This is a genomic window from Pseudomonas sp. 6D_7.1_Bac1 (assembly GCF_025465945.1).
In the GTDB taxonomy this organism is placed as follows: Bacteria; Pseudomonadota; Gammaproteobacteria; order Pseudomonadales; family Pseudomonadaceae; genus Aquipseudomonas.
In genome coordinates this window covers 18,360-37,445 of sequence record NZ_JANLNW010000078.1, presented here as the reverse complement: position 1 = coordinate 37,445, position 19,086 = coordinate 18,360, and the positions used below count along the sequence as shown (strand labels likewise).

General features: G+C 60.1%; 15 protein-coding genes and 1 pseudogene. 8 read left to right on the top strand and 8 right to left on the bottom strand.

Annotated features, from left to right (window positions below):
* Positions 1 to 5: 5 nt before the first annotated feature.
* Positions 6 to 899 carry a DMT family transporter gene (locus tag NTD87_RS23670; protein ID WP_262116619.1) on the top strand — a complete coding sequence of 298 codons (894 nt, stop codon included), beginning with the start codon at positions 6 to 8 and terminating at the stop codon, positions 897 to 899.
* Here NTD87_RS23670 and NTD87_RS23665 read toward each other — a convergent pair.
* The 4 genes from NTD87_RS23665 to recQ form a co-directional block, all read right to left on the bottom strand.
* Positions 893 to 1,180, bottom strand: a complete 288-nt coding sequence (locus NTD87_RS23665) for a SelT/SelW/SelH family protein (RefSeq protein WP_262116618.1) — start codon at positions 1,178 to 1,180, stop codon at positions 893 to 895. The two genes, NTD87_RS23670 and NTD87_RS23665, sit on opposite strands and share 7 nt — an antisense overlap.
* Positions 1,181 to 1,237: 57 nt before the next feature.
* Positions 1,238 to 2,878, bottom strand: coding sequence for a FimV/HubP family polar landmark protein (locus NTD87_RS23660; protein WP_262116617.1), 1,641 nt, complete (start codon positions 2,876 to 2,878; stop codon positions 1,238 to 1,240).
* Between the two features lie 127 nt (positions 2,879 to 3,005).
* Positions 3,006 to 3,440 (bottom strand): MarR family transcriptional regulator, encoded by a 435-nt coding sequence (locus NTD87_RS23655; protein ID WP_262116616.1) that lies wholly within the window; start codon positions 3,438 to 3,440, stop codon positions 3,006 to 3,008.
* Between the two features lie 118 nt (positions 3,441 to 3,558).
* Positions 3,559 to 5,688 (bottom strand): DNA helicase RecQ, encoded by a 2,130-nt coding sequence (gene recQ, locus NTD87_RS23650; RefSeq protein WP_262116615.1) that lies wholly within the window; start codon positions 5,686 to 5,688, stop codon positions 3,559 to 3,561.
* 457 nt (positions 5,689 to 6,145) lie between these two features.
* Here recQ and NTD87_RS23645 point away from each other — a divergent pair, with 457 nt between their 5' ends.
* The 4 genes from NTD87_RS23645 (at position 6,146) to NTD87_RS23630 (ending at position 12,808) form a co-directional block, all read left to right on the top strand.
* Complete coding sequence (locus NTD87_RS23645) at positions 6,146 to 6,733, top strand: YecA family protein (RefSeq protein ID WP_103315564.1); 588 nt, start codon at positions 6,146 to 6,148, stop codon at positions 6,731 to 6,733.
* Positions 6,734 to 7,051: 318 nt separating this feature from the next.
* On the top strand, positions 7,052 to 8,992 hold the full coding sequence (lapD, locus tag NTD87_RS23640) for a cyclic di-GMP receptor LapD (RefSeq protein ID WP_262116614.1): 1,941 nt from the start codon (positions 7,052 to 7,054) through the stop codon (positions 8,990 to 8,992).
* A 142-nt stretch (positions 8,993 to 9,134) separates the two neighbouring features.
* The gene (locus tag NTD87_RS23635) at positions 9,135 to 10,079 is read left to right on the top strand and encodes a class I SAM-dependent methyltransferase (RefSeq protein ID WP_262116613.1); all 945 of its coding nucleotides are present in this window, start codon (positions 9,135 to 9,137) and stop codon (positions 10,077 to 10,079) included.
* Between the two features lie 212 nt (positions 10,080 to 10,291).
* Positions 10,292 to 12,808, top strand: coding sequence for an Ig-like domain-containing protein (locus NTD87_RS23630; RefSeq protein ID WP_262116612.1), 2,517 nt, complete (start codon positions 10,292 to 10,294; stop codon positions 12,806 to 12,808).
* Positions 12,809 to 13,099: 291 nt separating this feature from the next.
* On the opposite strand, the gene NTD87_RS23625 is transcribed toward NTD87_RS23630, so the two are convergent.
* Positions 13,100 to 13,696 (bottom strand): tRNA-uridine aminocarboxypropyltransferase, encoded by a 597-nt coding sequence (locus NTD87_RS23625; RefSeq protein ID WP_262116611.1) that lies wholly within the window; start codon positions 13,694 to 13,696, stop codon positions 13,100 to 13,102.
* Positions 13,697 to 13,698: 2 nt separating this feature from the next.
* Positions 13,699 to 14,592, bottom strand: coding sequence for a LysR family transcriptional regulator (locus NTD87_RS23620; protein WP_262116610.1), 894 nt, complete (start codon positions 14,590 to 14,592; stop codon positions 13,699 to 13,701).
* 365 nt (positions 14,593 to 14,957) lie between these two features.
* Here NTD87_RS23620 and speB point away from each other — a divergent pair, with 365 nt between their 5' ends.
* The 3 genes and pseudogenes from speB to NTD87_RS23605 all read left to right on the top strand — a co-directional run bounded on the left by speB (position 14,958) and on the right by NTD87_RS23605 (position 17,732).
* Entirely contained in the window at positions 14,958 to 15,908 is a 951-nt protein-coding gene (gene speB, locus NTD87_RS23615; protein ID WP_262116609.1) for an agmatinase, read from the top strand.
* A 51-nt stretch (positions 15,909 to 15,959) separates the two neighbouring features.
* Positions 15,960 to 16,076: pseudogene (locus NTD87_RS23610) on the top strand (DUF4440 domain-containing protein); the annotation flags it as partial.
* A gap of 276 nt (positions 16,077 to 16,352) precedes the next feature.
* Positions 16,353 to 17,732, top strand: a complete 1,380-nt coding sequence (locus tag NTD87_RS23605) for a sodium:solute symporter (protein WP_262116608.1) — start codon at positions 16,353 to 16,355, stop codon at positions 17,730 to 17,732.
* A gap of 170 nt (positions 17,733 to 17,902) precedes the next feature.
* On the opposite strand, the gene NTD87_RS23600 is transcribed toward NTD87_RS23605, so the two are convergent.
* Positions 17,903 to 18,031 carry a PA1414 family protein gene (locus NTD87_RS23600; protein ID WP_262116607.1) on the bottom strand — a complete coding sequence of 43 codons (129 nt, stop codon included), beginning with the start codon at positions 18,029 to 18,031 and terminating at the stop codon, positions 17,903 to 17,905.
* 72 nt (positions 18,032 to 18,103) lie between these two features.
* Entirely contained in the window at positions 18,104 to 19,039 is a 936-nt protein-coding gene (gene ptrR, locus NTD87_RS23595; RefSeq protein WP_262116606.1) for a putrescine utilization regulator PtrR, read from the bottom strand.
* Positions 19,040 to 19,086 lie beyond the last annotated feature (47 nt).

Genomic DNA, 19,086 nt, shown 5'->3' with positions numbered 1-19,086 from the left:
TTGCAATGACTCCGCGTACCGCCCTTGGCGCCCTGCATATCGGCGCATTGATGTTTGGCCTGACCGGCGTGTTCGGCAAACTGGCCGCCGCCTCCCCTGCGATCATCGTCGTTGGCCGTGCGGCATTCGCGGTGATCGCCCTGGCGTTCTTTGCCCGCTTTGCCAGCAACACCGGCTGGCAGAAACTGCAAGCCGTGGACTGGCGTCGCCTGCTGCTCAGCGGCCTGTTACTGGCCGGGCATTGGGTGAGCTTTTTCATCGCGGTCAAAGTGGCCGGCGTTGCGATTGCGACCTTGGGTTTTGCCAGTTTCCCGGCGTTCACGGTGATTCTGGAAGGTCTGATCTTCCGCGAGCGGATTCGCGCGAATGAAATACTCCTGGTCGCGCTGGTCAGCGTCGGTCTGGTGCTGGTCACCCCGGATTTCGATCTCGCCAGTGAGGCTACCAGCGGTCTGCTTTGGGCCGTAGGGTCGGGCTTGCTGTTCGCCCTGCTGTCGCTGACTAACCGTGCCAGTTCCGGGCGTATTCCAGCCGTGCAGGCCGCGCTGTGCCAGAACGTGGTGGTCGCGCTCTGCCTGCTGCCGGTGGCGGCACCGGGCTTGAGTGAGGTGCGCGCCATCGATTGGCTGTGGATCGGCCTGCTAGGGGTGTTCTGCACCGGCGTCGCCCACAGCCTGTTCGTGGCCAGTCTGGCGGTGATCAAGGCTCGCACCGCAGCAGTGGTGTTCGCCCTGGAGCCGGTTTACGGCATCACCGTGGCGTGGTTGTTGTTCGGTGAGAATCCGACGCTGCGGATGTTGATTGGCGGTGCGCTGATCATCATCGCGATTGTGGTGTCCAGCAGCCTGTCCGGCGGCTCAAGCAAAAAAACCGGGGCGGCCGAAGCGGCATCTCACTGAGTTCTGTCGTTATGACCGAGGTCGCGGTCTGGATCGATCTGATCGCGAACCCGCTGCTTGAGCACCTTGGCCTCCGGGAAGCCGCCGTCGACCTTGCGTTCCCAGATCTGTACGCCGTCGCAGGTAATGTGAAACACCCCACCGGTTCCCGGCACCAGTGAAACCTTGCCCAGGTCGTCGCCGAAGGTACTGAGCAGCTCCTGGGCCAACCAGGCGGCGCGCAACAGCCATTGGCATTGCGTGCAGTAAGTGATGACAACTTCCGGTTTGCGTGTGGTCATGGTGCGCTGGACTCCTGAGCTCGATGGCGTCGCTATGATAACTGGCGCTGGAGGCGTTCAGCGAATGCTGGCCAACAGGCTACGGGCCGTTTGCTTCAAGGGTTCTTCGCTGTCCTTGAGCAACTCGTTCAACAGTCGGATGGCACTGTCCAGATCGCCGTCATCGATACAGTTTTGCGCCTCTTCCAGTTTGTCGGCGCGGACCTCTTCGCGCTCCTGCCCTGCGAACTGCCCCGGCAGCGGCTCCAGCTCCAGGGTCGGTGAGACATCGGCGAAGTCGTCGAGAAAGCTATCGTCCAGCGGCTCCAGCTGACCCAAGGGTTTAACCGTATCCGCCGTGCTGTCGAGCGGGCGGACCAGATCCCAGCTCGAATCCATCGACAAATCATCCAGATTCAACTGAAACTCATCGCGCACCGAAGCAGCAGGTTCAGCTGTCGACTCAATAACCGTCGAAGATTGCGCACTGGCCAGTTTTGGCGAGCGTGCGCGGATCTGCTCCAACACCTCGGTGCTGAAACCCGCTTCGAGCAGGCTGTTTTCCTGCGCCGTATACCCCGCGATGTCGCCCTGCTGCCCCAGCACCTCCAACAACTTCAGGTTCAAATCACTGCGCTGCGGCTCTTTGAGCAAGGTTTCGCGCAGTAGACCGACCGCCTCGGCGAAGCGCTGATAGGTCAAGTAGATACCGACGCTCTCAAGCACCTCAGCCCCATAAACGGCTTCGCGCTGCGGGGGTGTGATTTGCGTGGCAGAAAGCTCAGTCGGTGGTCTCTGTGCTGTATCGGGCGCTACCCGACTGACCATCGGCTCATGTCGCGGCACAGGCTCTGACAAGTGCTGTACTTGTCGCTGACGGCGCACAAACCAGCCCAGCAACAACAGAGCGCCAAACACCAGCAGGCCGACGATCAACCACAGCGTCGATCCACTGCGTGTCTCATCCTGTGGTGTAACGGGCACGGGGACTGGCACGGCAAGCGTGGTGGGCGGGGGCTTTTTGGCTTCGGCCAACTCGGTTTGCAGATCGCTGACTTGCTTGCGCTGGCTGGCAATCTGCTCATCCTGGGCCTGTAGTCGAGCGTTCAACTGATCGACGGTTTGTTTCAGTTGCTGGTTTTCCAGGACGCTGGCTGCGAGCAGCTCAGAAGCCGGGTCGACAACCGCAGGCACCGTCGTGCTCACCGGGGCGGCTTCAGGCGTTTTGGCAGGCGCGGCGGCAGTCGGTTGCGGGCTTATCGCCGGGGCCGATTCGACGTCAGTCGCCGGCACGATCCCAGGCGAGCCCGGCGGATCGATCAGCAACGTGTACTCGCGCAGCAAACGCCCATTGGGCTGATTCACCTGCACCAGAAAATTCAGGAACGGTTCGTTGACCGGTTTGTTCGACACCACCCGAATCACGCTGCGAGTGCCACGCAGAACGGCGGTAAAACGCAGGTCGTTGAGAAAAAATACACGCTCGACACCGGCACGGGCGAACTCGTCCTCCGTCGCCAGGCTGACTGAGAGTTCACCCTCGGCCAGACTACCTGGGTCGACCAGGGCGATTTCGGCATTCAATGGCTGATTCAGGGCCGAGTGCAGCGTGATATCGCCCAACCCCAGCGCAGGGGTCAATGCGGAGTAACTCAAGGCGCCAGCGACCGCCAACAGGCAGACGGAGCGCCGTAACGCAGACTGCAAACTCTCGAACATGAGCATCCCTTCGATAACCAGAATCAACCTGTGCGCATTCGTATTTCCCGCACGAACACATTATTGCCTGGTCATTCTTATAGTCTGCTCAGCGCCGGTTCTCAAAAATCTGCCGGGGGGTTTTACCTCAAGATTTTTCCAGATTGGCCAGAATATGCCCATGAACCCGCATGCACACTCGCAAATCTGCCTCGTCGACGCCCTCGAACAGCTCGTGACGCAACTCGGTGGCAATGGTTTCAATCTGTTCGATCAAGGGACGGGCGGACGCACACAACACGATCTTTTTCGCCCGGCGATCTTCCACCACGGCATGACGCTGCACCAGGCCCTGGGTTTCCAGGCTATCGAGCAGGCGAGCCAGCGTCGGCCCTTCAACACCGACGCTTTGTGCCAGCTCACGCTGAGTGGGGGCCTCTTCGAAACGCGCAAGGTGCAGCAGCACCAACCAGCGGGCCTGAGACAGGCCAAGGCCGGCGAGACGGCGATCCAGTTCGGCGCGCCAGCCGCGAGACATCTGCGCCAACTGCATGCCAAAACGGTGTTGATCGGTTAACGGCATAAAAAACTCATGGTTAGACTGAAATAGGCTGAAACTAATTATTAGTCAGCTAAGCATGGCCCTCGACTCGAAGCAAGGCTCGGTCTGTACTGAATCGTTACATCTTGATAATCGGTACTTAAATTTCGAATTCCGACTGCAACGCCGCTCTCACGCAATACAAAACGCCCTCAGGGACACGACCCGCGAACAACGCCGCAATCTCCGCCACCGGCGGCAACTCACCCTCGCCGTCCAGGAACGCGTCCTGGACTTCACCCATCAGGTCTTCGGGAAGGTCCAGCGCCTGTTCCAGCGACAGTTGCTGCTTGCCAATGGCCTCGGCGAGCATCGTGTACACGTTCTTTTCCGAGCATTGCAACTGACCGGCAATCTGCATCGGCGTCATGCCGGCGCGCGCCAGAGTGATCAATTCGTGACGCAGGTCGGCGACCACTTTCGGCGCCTCGGCCTGGCCGCCCAGCACTTCGAGGAAGGCCTCGCCGTAGCGCTCCAGCTTGCGTGCACCGACGCCACTGACCTTGGCCATTTCCGGCAAGGAGCTCGGTTGGCTGCGGAGCATTTCGAGCAAGGTCGAATCGGGGAAGATGACATACGGCGGCACGCCATGTTCTTCGGCGAGTTTGCGCCGCAGGGCGCGCAAGGCTTCCCACTGCTCGCGTTCTTCGCCACGCACCAGTTGGCTGGCCTGGCTGGTGCTGCTGCTTTTCGCGGTGGTTTGCGGCTTGAGGTCGCGGCGCAGCTCCAGGGTCACTTCACCCTTGAGCAGCGGCCGGCAACTGTCACTCAAGCGCAAGCCGCCGTAGCCTTCCAGATCAATGTCCGCCAGGCCGCGCGCCACCAGTTGTCGGAACAATGAACGCCATTCGCCTTCAGCCCGCGCCTTGCCGACACCGAACACCGACAGATGCTGATGGCCGAAGCTGCGAACCTTTTCGTTGTCCTTGCCCAGCAATACGTCCACCAGATGCCCGACGCCGTAGCGCTGGCCAGTACGATAGATCGCCGAAAGCGCCTGACGGGCCGGTTCGGTGGCGTCCCAGGTCTGCACACCGTCGACGCAGTTGTCGCAATGCCCACAGGGTTGCGGCATGTCTTCGTCGAAATAGGCCAGCAAGGTCTGACGGCGGCAGCGGGTTTCTTCACACAGCGAGAGCATGGCGTCGAGCTTGTGTTGCTCCAGGCGCTTGTGGCGTTCATCGCCTTCGGAGTTCTGCAGCATCTGCTTGAGCATCACCACGTCTTGCAGACCGTAGGCCATCCAGGCGTCCGCCGGCAGACCGTCACGGCCGCCGCGACCGGTTTCCTGGTAATAGGCCTCAAGGGATTTGGGCAAGTCCAGGTGGGCGACAAAACGCACGTTGGGCTTGTCGATGCCCATGCCGAACGCCACGGTGGCGACCATGATCAGGCCTTCCTCGTTGAGGAAGCGCTTCTGGTGATGTGCCCGTGTATCGTTGGGTAGACCGGCGTGGTACGGCAGCGCCGGGAAACCTTGCTCGCTGAGGAACACGGCCACTTCGTCGACCTTCTTGCGCGACAGGCAATAAACGATGCCGGCATCACTGCGCCGCTCCGCCAGGAACGCCAGCAACTGCTTGCGCGGCTGCTCCTTGGGGACAATGCGATAGAAAATGTTCGGCCGGTCGAAGCTCGACAGGAAGCGCTCGGCGTTCTGCAGATGCAGGCGCTCGACGATTTCTTCCCGGGTACGCTTGTCGGCAGTGGCGGTCAAGGCGATGCGCGGGACGTTGGGGAACAATTGCGCCAACTGGCCCAGTTGCAGGTATTCCCGGCGGAAGTCGTGGCCCCATTGCGACACGCAGTGGGCTTCGTCGATGGCAAACAACGATATTTCGAGGCTTTGCAGGAACGCCAGCATGCGCGGCTGGACCAGACGTTCGGGCGCCAGGTAGAGCATTTTCACTTCGCCGCGCTTGATCCGCGCCGCCAGATCGCGCTGCTGCTCGGCACTTAACGTGGAGTTGAGCGCCGCGGCAGCCACACCGAGCTCTTCGAGGGTCGCGACCTGATCGTCCATCAGCGCGATCAGCGGCGAAACCACCACCGCCAGGCCGTCGCGCAGCAGCGCCGGGACCTGGAAACACAAGGATTTGCCGCCGCCGGTCGGCATCAGCACCAGAGCGTCACCGCCACTGGCCACGCGCTCAATGATGGCACCCTGACGGCCACGGAAACTGTCGTAGCCGAAGATGTCCTTGAGGACGCGCTGAGCCTGTTCGAGCATGAAAAACTCCAAATGGTGCTGAATATCCCTATGTGCAGGCTGGATCAAAAAACCGCATTGTTCACGGACAGATCCGTAAGCGGATTTGTCCTGGACCGTCGCGACACCTGCAGGGCTTTGCAAAACGCGCGAGTATACCCGAGCGATACCGGGCAAAGGGTGCCACTGACGAATAGCCGTTACCTCGGCCTCCACACATCCCTGTAGCAGCTGCCGAGCCCGCGAGGCTGCGTTCGGCTGCGAAGCAGTCGTAAATCCTATCGACTCGGTTTACCTGAAACACTGCGGTGCCTGATTTTGCGACCGCTACGCGGCCGAACGCAGCCTCGCGGGCTCGGCAGCTGCTACGGATCGGGTTCAGACCCGTTTTGAATGTAGGCAAATCTGCCGCGCGGCTGGCCGGACCGCTCAAGAACGCCTAGAATTGGGCATCGTATATTCCCAAGGTAGCCCTTCAATGTCCTTCGCTGAGCAACTAACCCGCCTGCAAGCCTTCCTCGACGCCGACGAGCTGCATGACGAGGCGCTGGACTATGTGGCCGCCCACGGCTATCTGACGGCCCTGTCGATCTGTTCCGAGACGGTGCCCGATCGTGAGTGGATCGACGCGCTGTTCGCCGAAGAGCCGCATTATCGCGACGACGCCGAGCGTGCAGAAATCGAATCGACCCTGATTGCCCTCAAGGCTCATATCGCTCGCCAACTGGCGTCCGATGAAGAATTCGAGCTGCCGTGCGACCTGGACCTGGGCGAAGAGCCGGATGATTCCGACCTGCGCGGCTGGTGCATCGGTTTCATGGAAGGCGTGTTCCTGCGTGAAGAAGCCTGGTTCGAAACCGCCGAAGACGAAGTCAGCGAAATGCTGCTGCCGATCATGGTCGGTTCCGGCCTGTTCGATGAGCAGCCTGAGTTCTCCGACATCGCGGCCGACGCCAACCTGATGGACGACATGATCGTGCAGATCCCGGAAGCCCTGACCGCGCTGTACCTGCTGTGCAACGCGCCAGACGAAAAGCCGGCAATCCTCAAGCCTCGTCACCACTAAGGTTGGGCCTATGGCGTCCATGTCCATAGGCAACTGCCTTCCTGCGTTACGTGCTGCTGGCCATTGGCTGGCTGAGCGTAGCGTCGGGGGGTGACGGTGTATCTCCTGCGGCATACCCAGTCTTGAACACATTCCTCTTGTAGCGATACACCCTCCCTCCAACGACCTGCCCTGCTTTTCACAAAACAGCACCTAAACTTCAAACATCTGCATATCAGTCGCCAGACATACCCTGTCGTTCGCAGAGTCCAGCGGGGGTCAACATTGCGACTGCGAAGGTGCGCGCAAAGGCGACGGCTAACGGGCAAGGAGCGTCTCATGTCGCTACTCAAACAGCTGTTTCTGGCTATCTGCCTGTTCTTGCTGGTGGCCTTCAGCGGCAGTTTTTTTGTCAGCCTGGAGAGCTCACGTGCTCAGATGCTCGGCCAATTACGCTCCCATGCCCAGGACGCTGCCACGGCGCTGGGGCTGTCGCTGAGCACGCAGATCGACGACCCGGCGATGATTGAATTGATGGTCAGTTCGATCTTCGACAGCGGCTATTTTTCCAGTATTCGGGTGATCAACATCGAGGACGAGCGCGTACTGGTGGAGCACAATGCGCCCGCCACCACCGAAGGCGTGCCGGGCTGGTTCGTCGATCGGGTGAACCTGCACCCGCAAGGGGGTGATGCCTTGGTCATACGCGGTGGGGAGCAAGTAGCGCGCGTTGAAGTGGTGAGCAGCCCACAGTTTGCTCTGGCCAAACTGTGGGACAGTACCCTTGGCAGTCTGATCTGGTTACTGCTGTGCGGGTTGCTCAGCGCGGTGTTCGGCAGTTGGTTGCTGCGCCGGCAACTGCGTCCGCTGGACGCGATGGTCAAACAGGCGCAAGCCATCAGCAAACGCGAGTTTCTCAGCCTGCCGAAGTTACCCAATACCCCGGAACTCAAACGCGTGGTGCTGGCGATGAACCAGATGGTCGAAAAACTCGAAGGGCTGTTTGCAGAAGAAGCCGCATGCTGCGAAAAACTCCGCGCCGAGTCGTATCAGGACAGCCTTACCGGGTTGGCCAACCGACGTTTATTGAATGAGCAACTCACTGATCACCTGCTGGTGACCGAACAAAGCAGCGCCGGACACCTGCTGATGCTGCGAATCAATGACCTGACCGGGCTCAATCAGCGACTCGGCAGCCAGCGCACGGACGCGCTGATCACCGCCGTCGCCCAGCTACTCAAACGTCTGATCCAGCAGCCGGATCGCCACACTTGGCTGGCCGCGCGTAATCGTGGTGGCGAGTTCAGCCTGCTGGCCCCTGGCCTGGACAGCAAGGACGCGGCGCGCCTGGCCGCAGAGATCAGCGCCACCCTGGAAAACCTGCGTCTGACCGGCGCCAGCGACTGCATGCCGGTGGCGCATCTGGGGATCGTCGCTTACACACCGGGCGAAGCATCCACCAGTGTCCTGCTGCGCCTGGATCAGGCACTGACTCAGGCCCAGCAGCATCCGGAACGACCGTGGGTGCATCTGGAGCTGTCCGATAACGCTGCGAGCCAGACGCAGCACGACTGGCGCACCTGGATCGATGACGCCCTGACTCACGGCAAAATGCAGTTGTACTTTCAACCCGTGGTGCAGTGCGCCGACACCAGCCAAGTGTTGCACCACAAAGTGCTGGCGCGGCTGCTCGACCCGCAGGGCCAGGCGATTGCCGCCGGACATTTTCTGCCTTGGATCGAGCGCCTGGGCTGGTCGGCGCGATTCGACCTGGCCATGCTTGAACACACCCTCGACTACCTGACCGAACACCGTTGGCCGCTGGCCTTGAGCTTGTCTGGCAGTACCCTGCGCGATGCCACACAGCTGCGCCTGATCCTCGACATGCTCGACGCCCTGCCCGCCCTCGCACCGTTGCTGACCCTGGAGTTCGACGAGCGCCAACTGCCGCCGCCCGAAGAGTTGCGTCAACTGAGCCTGAGCCTGCGCAACACCGGTTATGGGATCGGCCTGCAACACTTCGGCGGCAGCTTCAGCCAGATCGGCAACCTTACTCAACTGGGTTTGGCCTACTTGAAAATCGACGGCATTTATCTTCGTGCCATCGACCAGCAAAGCGACAAACGCCTGTTCATCGAAGCCATTTTCCGCGCGACCCACAGCATTGATTTGCCGTTGATTGCCGAGCAGGTAGAGACACAGGAAGAACTGGAGACGATCAAGTCGCTGGGGCTGTTCGGCGTCATGGGCCGATTGATCGGACCGCCAGCGCCCATGTAGGGGACTCATCAGGCGGCGACAGGCGAACACCATGTGGCACTGGCCAGTGCCGGAGGATTTTTTAGCCCAGCGCTGCCCGACAGGGTTCAAAGCAGGGCAAACTGTGCGGCATTACCCTCCCCATTCGACACAGCGACCGCCCATGAACAAGACAAGGACTGCGCTCAAGCATTTCGATATGCTGGCCGCCCGCCAGGCGTACGCGCAAGGCAAGAACATCACGGAGCTGCTTCGCCAGCAACAGCAACTGAGCTACAACTCCCCCGAGATCATCGAGGCCGCCTACGACCTGCAGGCCGGCACATACATCGATTACGTCGAAAACAATCTCACCCAGGCGCAGGCCTACGCGGGAGAACTGGCCGGCCTGCTGAGCCAGCACCTCAAGCCTCAGGACTCACTGCTGGACATCGGCACCGGTGAGTTGACCACCCTGAGCCTGATCGCCCGGCAATTACCCTTCCCGCCCGATCAGCTTTACGCCTTCGATATCAGTTGGTCACGGGTGTACAAGGGCCTGGCCTTCGCACAGCAACACATGGGTAAAACCTTCGAGCGACTCACGCCGTTTATCGCCGACATCAGCGAAATTCCCCTGCTCGACAAATCCATCAACGTCACCGTTTCAAGCCATGCGCTGGAACCCAACGGCGAAACGCTCAGCGAACTCCTGAAAGAATTGTTCCGGGTGACGATCGACAAACTGGTGCTCTTCGAACCGTGCTACGAAATCAACAGCGAGCAGGGTCGACAGCGTATGGATCGGCTGGGCTATATCAAGAACATCGCCGGGGTCGTTGAACAGCTCGGTGCAACGCTGGTAGAGCAGATCCCGATAAAAACGTCCGCCAACCCGCTCAACCCCACGGTCTGTTTTGTCATCACCCCTCCCGAGGTGGCGCCCCGTCCCGACCTATCCGGTCGCCGACCCTGCGAGGTGTTTTCAGTGCCAGGCACCCATTTGCCGCTGAAAAACCTGGAAGGTTTTTATTGCTCACCAGACACCGGGCTGTGTTTTCCGGTGCTCAAGTCGCTGCCGATCCTTAAATCCAGCGCGGCAATTCTGGCGTCAGCGCTGATGGATTGAATGCAGGGTGGATTGGGACGGATGTGTCGACCGGAACGGCGGGGTCTGTCCTTTTCAGGCGAGTCGTGATGAGTGCCGATGCAGCGACCGTTCGTCTCAAACCCACCCCGACCTGTAACTTCTGACAGTAGCCAGACTGTCCTTGTCAGGTGTCTGATAGCCCCCATCAGGCCGCTGTTCAGGGCGGGCTTACCGACAAGGAGCGGCTTCAGATGAACGATCAAACCGACCTGCCCGACATCGTCCCGGTTGATATGAGCGCGTTTGGCATCACACCACCGGACTTCAGTGCGAATGCGTTTGACAACATAACGCCCGACAACACCGTGCTGGCGCTGTTTCCACCCAGGATCCCCGGTGCAACAGAACCGGTGGAGGGGGCTCATCTTGGCGTTTCGCTGCGCATTTATGACCTGACGCCCATGGGCCTCAGAGTAGACGTAGATCCTTATCTGGATCAGGCGCCGGGCGATACCGTCTCGATCAACCTGAATGGCCAAACAGCCATCGTCAGCACGCAGACCGACACCGCGAGCAGCATCACCACGCTTTACATCCCCAAGAAAATGCTGCTGGCAGGGATCGTCAACCGCCTCACCTACACCATAACCCGTGGCAGCCAGAACATGGGCACCTCCGAGCCGCCGCTGGAGATGTTATACAACGCCGTCCGCCCGGGAAACGTGGACCGTTTTCCAAATGTCGAAGGCCATTCCGAGCTGGAGTTGATCCTGCCCGACGCGATCAAGAACGGTGTTGGCCCTGACTTCGTCAGTGCTCAGGTGTGTGTGTCTTACCCCTATTGCCGCGCCTACGATGTGATCTGGCTGAACTGCAACGGCTACCCGGTCTACCACACGGTCACGCCGGGCGAGGCCCCCGCACCGCCCGATCCGGGTTCGGACACCCCGACCCATGTGTGTTTTACCGTCACCCGCGCCGACCTGGAACAGGCCAGGGACAATCCGCAGTTTAATTTCTCCTACACGGTCACCGATCAGCTCGGCAACAACCCCGACCCCAACAACCCCTGGTCGGCCTCGCACATCGTCGATGTCGACCTGGGGGGTAATCGCTTGCCGGCGCCCATCCTGCGCGAAATCCTCGACGACGCTAACGACGACCCGAACACCATCGACCTGGAAAAACTGGGCAGCAATGACCTGTCGGTGGTCATCCTGACCGGCGACGGCCGCTTCCAGAAAGGCGACAGCATCGCCATCACCTACATTGCCACGTTGCCGGGTCAGCCGGATGTGGTGGTGCAAGTCACGGGGGTTGTCGAGACCGACCCCTTCGGCCAGAAGAAACCCTGCATACTCCTGGTGCCCAACGACAAGGTACTGGCCAACAGCGTGGTGCGGGTCAGCTATCAGTTGATTCGAAATGGCGTGATCATCGCCACCTCCCGAACCGCCAACGCACGGGTGATCGGTGAAGGACTGCCGAACCTGCTGCCACCGAGTCTGATTAAATCCGCCAACGGCGTGCTCGATCCGCTGGACCCGGCCAACCTGCAAGGTGCCACGGGCCGGGTGGAAGTGTTGGGGTATCGCCCGGGCGACACTGTCCAGCTCATCGTCGTCGGCGCCCCCGGCGCGGGCTCCCCGACCTTCCAGCCCAAACCGCTCAACACCAACAGCCAAGCCGACTTTCAGCTGGACAAAGCCTTTATCGCGGCCAATATGGGCAAGGTGGTGACACTACGTTATGTGCTGTTCCGGAACGGCACCCCGTATGACTCGCAGGAGCTGACCGTTTCCATCGGCAAGATCCCGGATAGTCATCCGAGTTTGCCAATCCCGGCAATCGATGGTGCGACCGGTAACGCACTGGACGTGACCAAACTGCAGGCCAGCGACCTACTGCGCGTAAGCGAATGGCCGCACCAGGCGACGGGGCAACCCGTTTGGTCGAGTTATGAAGGGATCGATGCCAATGGCACAGCGGTGACTTTCGAGGATCGCAAAGGTGAGCCACATACCACGTTGCCAGGGTTCAGCAGTCCTGTGCCGCTGGCCTGGTTGAAATCACTCAAGAATGGCAGTGTGCTGAAGATCACCTTCAGGGTAAATTTTGACGGGGTGTCCAACAGCGCAACGGCAACGAGCTTCCCTGTACGGACTTATATCGTCAGCCAACACTTGGAGATCGATCAAACCACAATGGTCTTGAATGGACTTAAGTTGGTTCAGAGCTACGGCTGGGCCTCAAAGGAGGTCACAGGTAACACGGCCACCCGTTTGCCGCAGGGGGGCGTGCCCCCCTACATCTTCGCGTCTACAGATCCCAGCGTCGCCACGGTGGACGCGGGTGGAAAAGTGTCAGGGATCAAGAACGGAGGAGCTACGATTCAAGTTACTGATGCCGCCGGAGCGAGCGTGTCTTACCCGGTATCGGTGTCCAGGGTATACCGGATGCTCATAAACAATACATTAATGTATGCGCGGGACGCGCTTGCCTGGGGGCAAGCCCAAGGGGTGAGCATTTACGACGGGGAGCCGTATTCGGCCATAGCGAACAATTTTAGTAACATTCAACAACTTTTCGCGCAAGCAGGGCCCACAGGCAGGCGGTGGCAGTGCGGTATGTATCAGTATTCTAACGGCCAGATAGTCATTTATTCGCTGTGGTACGACCCCACCTACGGTCTTACTGGATCTGGACTCGGCTACCCACAAGTGGGGGATAGACTTCTTCAGTCGGCGTTTTGCGCCGTTCTCACATAAAGAAGGTTGCAGTGGTCTGTAGTGGTCTAATTTCCCCGGACACCTCGATAGGTGGAAAATGCATCTATCGAGGTGCGGTGGTCAACTAATACCGGGTACAGAAAAAGGGACGAATTTATTTATTCGTCCCCTTTTTATGTCAAAAAACGGGACAGATTCATTAATGGTAATCAGTCTGTCTCGTTACCCACTCCACTTTTTTTGCGTCGAGAAAAGTAAACGGCGAAAAGGAGGGAGACCTTCGGCTCTGCCACACCCCCATTCCCCGTGGTACACAGAGCATGGCAACGATCAGGTCGCACCATGATTACGCAGAAAAACCTCCTCTCCCATCGCCGCGATCTGCCCCTCAATCAATGCCTCAAACGGCCGTAGCAACGGCTCGAAGTTCGTGGAAGCTTCGAGGGCTTGCAACGCCTGCACAATCGCCTCCACCGTCGACAACGCCCCAGGCCCCGGCGCCTTGCGCAAGCGATAACGGGACACACCACCTTCGGCCAACGTCACGCGGGGCAACGCCGCGAGCAATGGATTGAGGTGCAGCAACTTGCGCGCCTTGCGCCAGGTGCCGTCCGGCACTACCAGCAGCAACGGTTGATCGGAGGGCGTATAGGCCCGCAACGGTTGCGCGTCGTCGGCCGGGAACAGCAAGCGCGCCTGATAACCGGGTTGATTCAACAGGTGCGGCAAATCCTCGAACACTTCGCCGACGATCAGTTCGGCATTGTTCAGCCCTAACGCCGCCAGCCGCGCGGTGTTCAGCGCATGGTTCACTTCGCTGGGATGTTGCAACAGCAGCACTCGGGTGCGGCTGTCGAGACTGGGGATCAACGGGCACAGGCAATGGGTTTGCGGGCGCAGACAGCGCGGGCATTGGATTCTGGACATGGTCAGGTCTGATTCAATTGGGCTTTGAGCAGATCGCGGAACGTCTGGATCAACGGCTCACGGCTGCGTCCGCGCCGCACGATCATCGAAAACGGCGCCTGATAGCCGAAGGTGGCCGGCAATAGCACGCGCAAATCACCCTTGTCGGCCCACGCCTGGGCGTAGTGCTCTGGCAGGTAGCCGATGTAGGCACCGGACAGCACCAGAATCAGCTGCGCTTCCATACTCTCCACGGTCGCCGCGCTGTGTTTGAAGCCGTGGCGGGCTAATTCGGCCTGGCTCCAGTAACCGCGACCGACCATGCGTTGCTGAGTGATCAGTTGCTCGGGAATCCGCCGCTCGGTGAACAACGGATGACGGTTGCTGCAATACAACCAGTGCTGTTCACGGTAGAGCGGCATGTAGACCAGCCCGCTCATGCGCGTGGAGAACGAGCCGATGGCCAGATCGAGGCGGTTGTCTTGCACGCCGAGCTGCAGCTCGTAAGGGCTCATCACCGACAGGTGTAAATGCACCGCTGGGTGTTCCTGGCTGTAGGCGCCAATGGCTTCGGCGAACGGCAAGGCCTTGTCACTGACGGTCGAGTCGAGTACCCCGAGGTTGAGCGTGCCGCGCAGTTCGCCCTTGAGCGCGGCGGCGTATTGCTCGAAACCTTCGAGTTCGCCGAGCAGGCGCAGGGTCTCCTGATGGAACAACTCCCCCTTGCTGGTCAGACTGAAGCCGCCACGCCCACGATGGCAGAGCACCAGCCCCAGCGCCGCTTCGAGCTGGCTCATGTAGGTGCTGATGGCCGAGGTCGAGAGGTTGAGCTCCTGCTGGGCGTTGGCAAACCCCTGATGGCGCACCACGCTGACGAAGATGCGCAATAGTTTCAGGTCGGGTAAGGCGTTGGCCATGGGAGGAGGCTCCGGTTGCAAGGGAAAGCGCGCGTTTCTTGTGGCGAGGGAGCTTGCTCCCGCTGGGCCGTGAAACGGCCCCTCCGGTTGTGGTGCTTATCCAGGCACTCCGCGTTCGCCGGTTTGCGGCCGCTACGCAGCCGAGCGGGAGCAAGCTCCCTCGCCACAAGTTGGGTGTCCTTCCCGTGAGTTTGTGAAGTCTATCGTTGCCACGGCCATTAGTTTAGAAAAATCTGAACTAAGTATTTGCCGGCAGCGATTCTTCTCCCGTACTACATTTCGCAGAATCCGCTCAACAGGTGCCTGTGCATTCCTTTTGCACGGAGCAACCCCATAAATAAAACAATGATGATGAGGCCATACCCGTGGACAAGATTCTTCACCAACCACTGGGCGGCAATGAAATGCCGCGCTTCGGCGGCATCGCCACCATGATGCGACTCCCCCACTTGAAAACCGCTGCCGGCCTGGACGCTGCCTTCATTGGCGTGCCGCTGGACATCGGTACTTCGCTGCGCCCCGGCACCCGCTTCGGGCCGCGTGAGATCCGTGCTGAATCGGTCATGATCCGCCCGTACAACATGGCCACCGGTGCTGCGCCGTTCGACTCGCTGTCGGTTGCCGACATCGGTGACGTGGCGATCAACACCTTCAACCTGCTGGACGCCGTGCGCATCATCGAAGAGTCTTACAACGAGATCCTCGAACACGACGTGATCCCGCTGACCCTCGGTGGCGACCACACCATCACCCTGCCGATCCTGCGTGCCATCCATAAAAAGCACGGCAAGGTCGGTCTGGTGCACATCGACGCCCACGCCGATGTGAACGATCACATGTTCGGCGAGAAAATCGCCCACGGCACTACTTTCCGCCGCGCCGTGGAAGAAGGCCTTCTGGACTGCGACCGCGTCGTGCAAATCGGTCTGCGGGCTCAGGGTTACACCGCTGAAGACTTCAACTGGAGCCGCAAGCAGGGCTTCCGTGTGGTTCAGGCTGAAGAGTGCTGGCACAAATCGCTGGAATCACTGATGGCTGAAGTCCGCGAAAAAGTCGGCGGCGGTCCGGTGTACCTGAGTTTCGACATCGACGGCATCGACCCGGCCTGGGCTCCAGGTACCGGCACCCCTGAAATCGGTGGTCTGACGACCATCCAGGCGATCGAAATCGTTCGTGGCTGCCAGGGCCTCGACCTGGTTGGCTGCGATCTGGTCGAAGTCTCGCCGCCTTACGACACCACCGGCAACACCTCGCTGCTGGGCGCCAACCTGCTGTACGAAATGCTCTGCGTACTGCCGGGCGTGGCTCACCGCTGAGGCTTGACGCCAAGCGAACGTGATCAGGTTTTGAAAGCCGCCGCCTGACGGGTGTCGGCGTTCGCCCGCAACGATCACCACGCTTGCTTGAGCGCCGATGCCGGCTTCGTTTTCTACACCCTCGAACAACCGTTGCTGTCGTGCAATGCCAATCCGGCGTTGTGCGACCGCTGACGTTGTCGAGCCTGCTCCCCCGAAACAGCAGCAGTGTTCGGGCAGCAAGGGCACGGATTTGCTCGCTGAACCGGTCATGCGCAAAACCGCCTGACTCAAGCATTACCCGTAAGGACAGAGCTTTTGTGGCGAGGGAGCTTGCTCCCGTTCGACTGCGCAGCAGTCGCAATTTTAGGACCGCTACGCGGCCCAGCGGGAGCAAGCTCCCTCGCCACAGCAAGCCTTGCTCTTACGAGACTCATATAAGAAAGACAATCGGAGACACGCTTCATGGCTTTGGATTTATTCGTTGTACTCATCTATGCCGCCGGCATGCTGGTGCTGGGCTATTACGGCATGCGCAAGGCCAAGACCCACGAAGACTACCTCGTGGCCGGTCGTAACCTCGGTCCAACCCTGTACATGGGCACCATGGCCGCCACCGTACTGGGCGGCGCATCGACCGTCGGTACCGTTCGCCTGGGCTACGTCCACGGCATTTCCGGTTTCTGGCTCTGTGCTGCACTGGGCTGTGGAATCATCGCGCTGAACCTGTTCCTGGCCAAGCCGCTGCTCAAACTGAAGATCTTCACCGTTACCCAGATCCTCGAAAAGCGCTACAACCCAATGGCGCGTCAAGCCAGTGCGGTGATCATGCTGGCCTACGCGCTGATGATCGGCGTGACCTCAATCCTGGCCATCGGCACCGTGCTGCAAGTGCTGTTCGGCCTGCCGTTCTGGATTTCGGTAGTACTCGGCGGTGGCGTGGTGGTGGTGTATTCGACCATCGGCGGCATGTGGTCGCTGACCCTGACCGATATCGTTCAGTTCGTGATCAAGACCGTCGGTCTGATGTTCATCCTGTTGCCAATCTGCCTGTACCGCGTGGGTGGCTGGGATCAGTTGGTGGCGAAACTGCCAGCGTCCAGCTTCAGCTTCACCACCATTGGCTGGGACACCATCATCACCTACTTCATGATCTACTTCTTCGGCATCCTGATCGGTCAGGACATCTGGCAACGGGTGTTCACCGCCAAGAACGAAAAAGTCGCTCAGTACGCAGGTACCGTCGCCGGTGTCTACTGCATTTTCTACGGCCTGGCTTGTGCCCTGATCGGTATGGCTGCTCATGTGCTGATCCCGGACCTGGGCAACGTCAACAACGCCTTCGCCGCGATCGTCAAAGCTTCGCTGCCGGATGGCATTCGTGGCCTGGTGATCGCTGCTGCCCTGGCGGCCATGATGTCCACCGCCAGCGCCGGCCTGCTCGCCGCTTCCACCACCCTGACCGAAGACCTGCTGCCTAAACTGCGCGGCGGTAAACAGTCGAGCCTGAAAATCAACCGCCTGTTCACCCTGCTCACCGGCATTATCGTGCTGGGTATCGCCCTGGTGGTAAGCGACGTGATCAGCGCCCTGACCCTGGCCTACAACCTGTTGGTGGGCGGCATGTTGGTCCCATTGATCGGCGCCATTTTCTGGAAACGTGCAACCACCTCCGGCGCTATCGCCAGCATGGGCCTAGGCTTCGTCACCGCCCTGGTGTTCATGTTCAAGGATGGCCTGGATGCCAATACGCCGATCTACTACAGCCTGGCTGTGGGCCTGATCAGCTTCGTCGTGGTCAGCCTGCTGTCCCCGCGCCCGATTGCCCAGGCCAGCGCTGCCTGATCACAGACTCAAAATAGAACCGCTTTCTTCGGCGGGTGTGGCGTCGGTTGCCACACCCGTTTTTTTTCGTCTGCAGAAATAAAAAGATCGCAGCCTTCGACAGCTCCTACGGTTTGGCGCGATGCCAGCAGGGGCTGTCGAAGGCTACGATCTTCGGCGTTGGAAGGTGCTTAGCGGCGGGTTTGCTGCCGACGGCGTTGCTCATCGTCAGTGCGCACAGGCACGGGCTGCAGAGGTGGTTCGATCAAACCAAGCGCGACACCAAGGTCATGGAGCCAGTTTTGCAATTTCTCTTTCATGGTGCCCCCCTTCAGGGTAATGCTGAGCGACCGGGTTCTATAGACGCTTCATACAGATAGTAGTCCGAAGTCTTACGCAATGCTCGCCTCAGTACGCAAAGATCTGTTACCGAATCCATCAAAATCAGCCCCAACCGGGCAACCACCACCGAACGCCGCTTGTTGCACTTCGATCCAGGCATTGAGATTGGCGCCGACCATGCCCTTGCGCCACATCAGCCAGGTGGTGGCACTGGCGAATGGCTCGGCCAACGGATGCACGGCCACGCTCTCGCGCCCCGGCAGGCTGGCCAGCATCGACTCGGACATCAGCGCCACGCCGGAGCCGGCAATCACACAGGCCAGCATCCCTTGATAGGACTCGATCTCCATCGCCCGGCCCATCGCCGCGTGGTCGTGAGCAAACCAGGCCTCCAGGCGCATCCGGTAGGAACAGCCCTGACGAAAGGTAAACACCGAGCGCCCCTGCACATCCAGTGCACTGCGTACCGGCGGATGATCGGCCTCGCTGATCAGCACCAGTTTTTCGTCACACAGCGGCACACCGTCGAGCCCGGCCAGCTCCAGCGGGCCATCCACCAGCGCGGCATCAAGGCGACCGCTGAGCAGGCCTTCAAGCAGCTCACCGCTGGGCGCGGACTGCACTTGCAGGTTCACCGCCGGATAAGTGCGGTGATAGCGTGCCAGCAACGCCGGCAGATGAATCGCCGCAGTGCTGTACATGGTGCCAAGTACGAAATCGCCAGCCGGTTGCCCGCCCTGTACCGCCGCATGGGCTTCGTCATGCAGGGCAAACAGCTTGGCGGTGTAGTCCAGCAGCACTTTGCCTGCGGGCGAAAGCTGCAAGCGCTGACGCTCGCGCAGGAACAGCTCTACACCCAACTGATCCTCAAGTTGCTTGAGCCGGGTCGACAGGTTTGACGGCACCCGATGCAGGCGTTCGGCGGCCCGAGTGATGGAACCTTCCTCGGCCACGGCCTGGAAGATACGCAATTGGCTGAACTCCACACCTTTCTCCAAACAAGAACAAGTTGCTCACTATTATTCATTTTTAA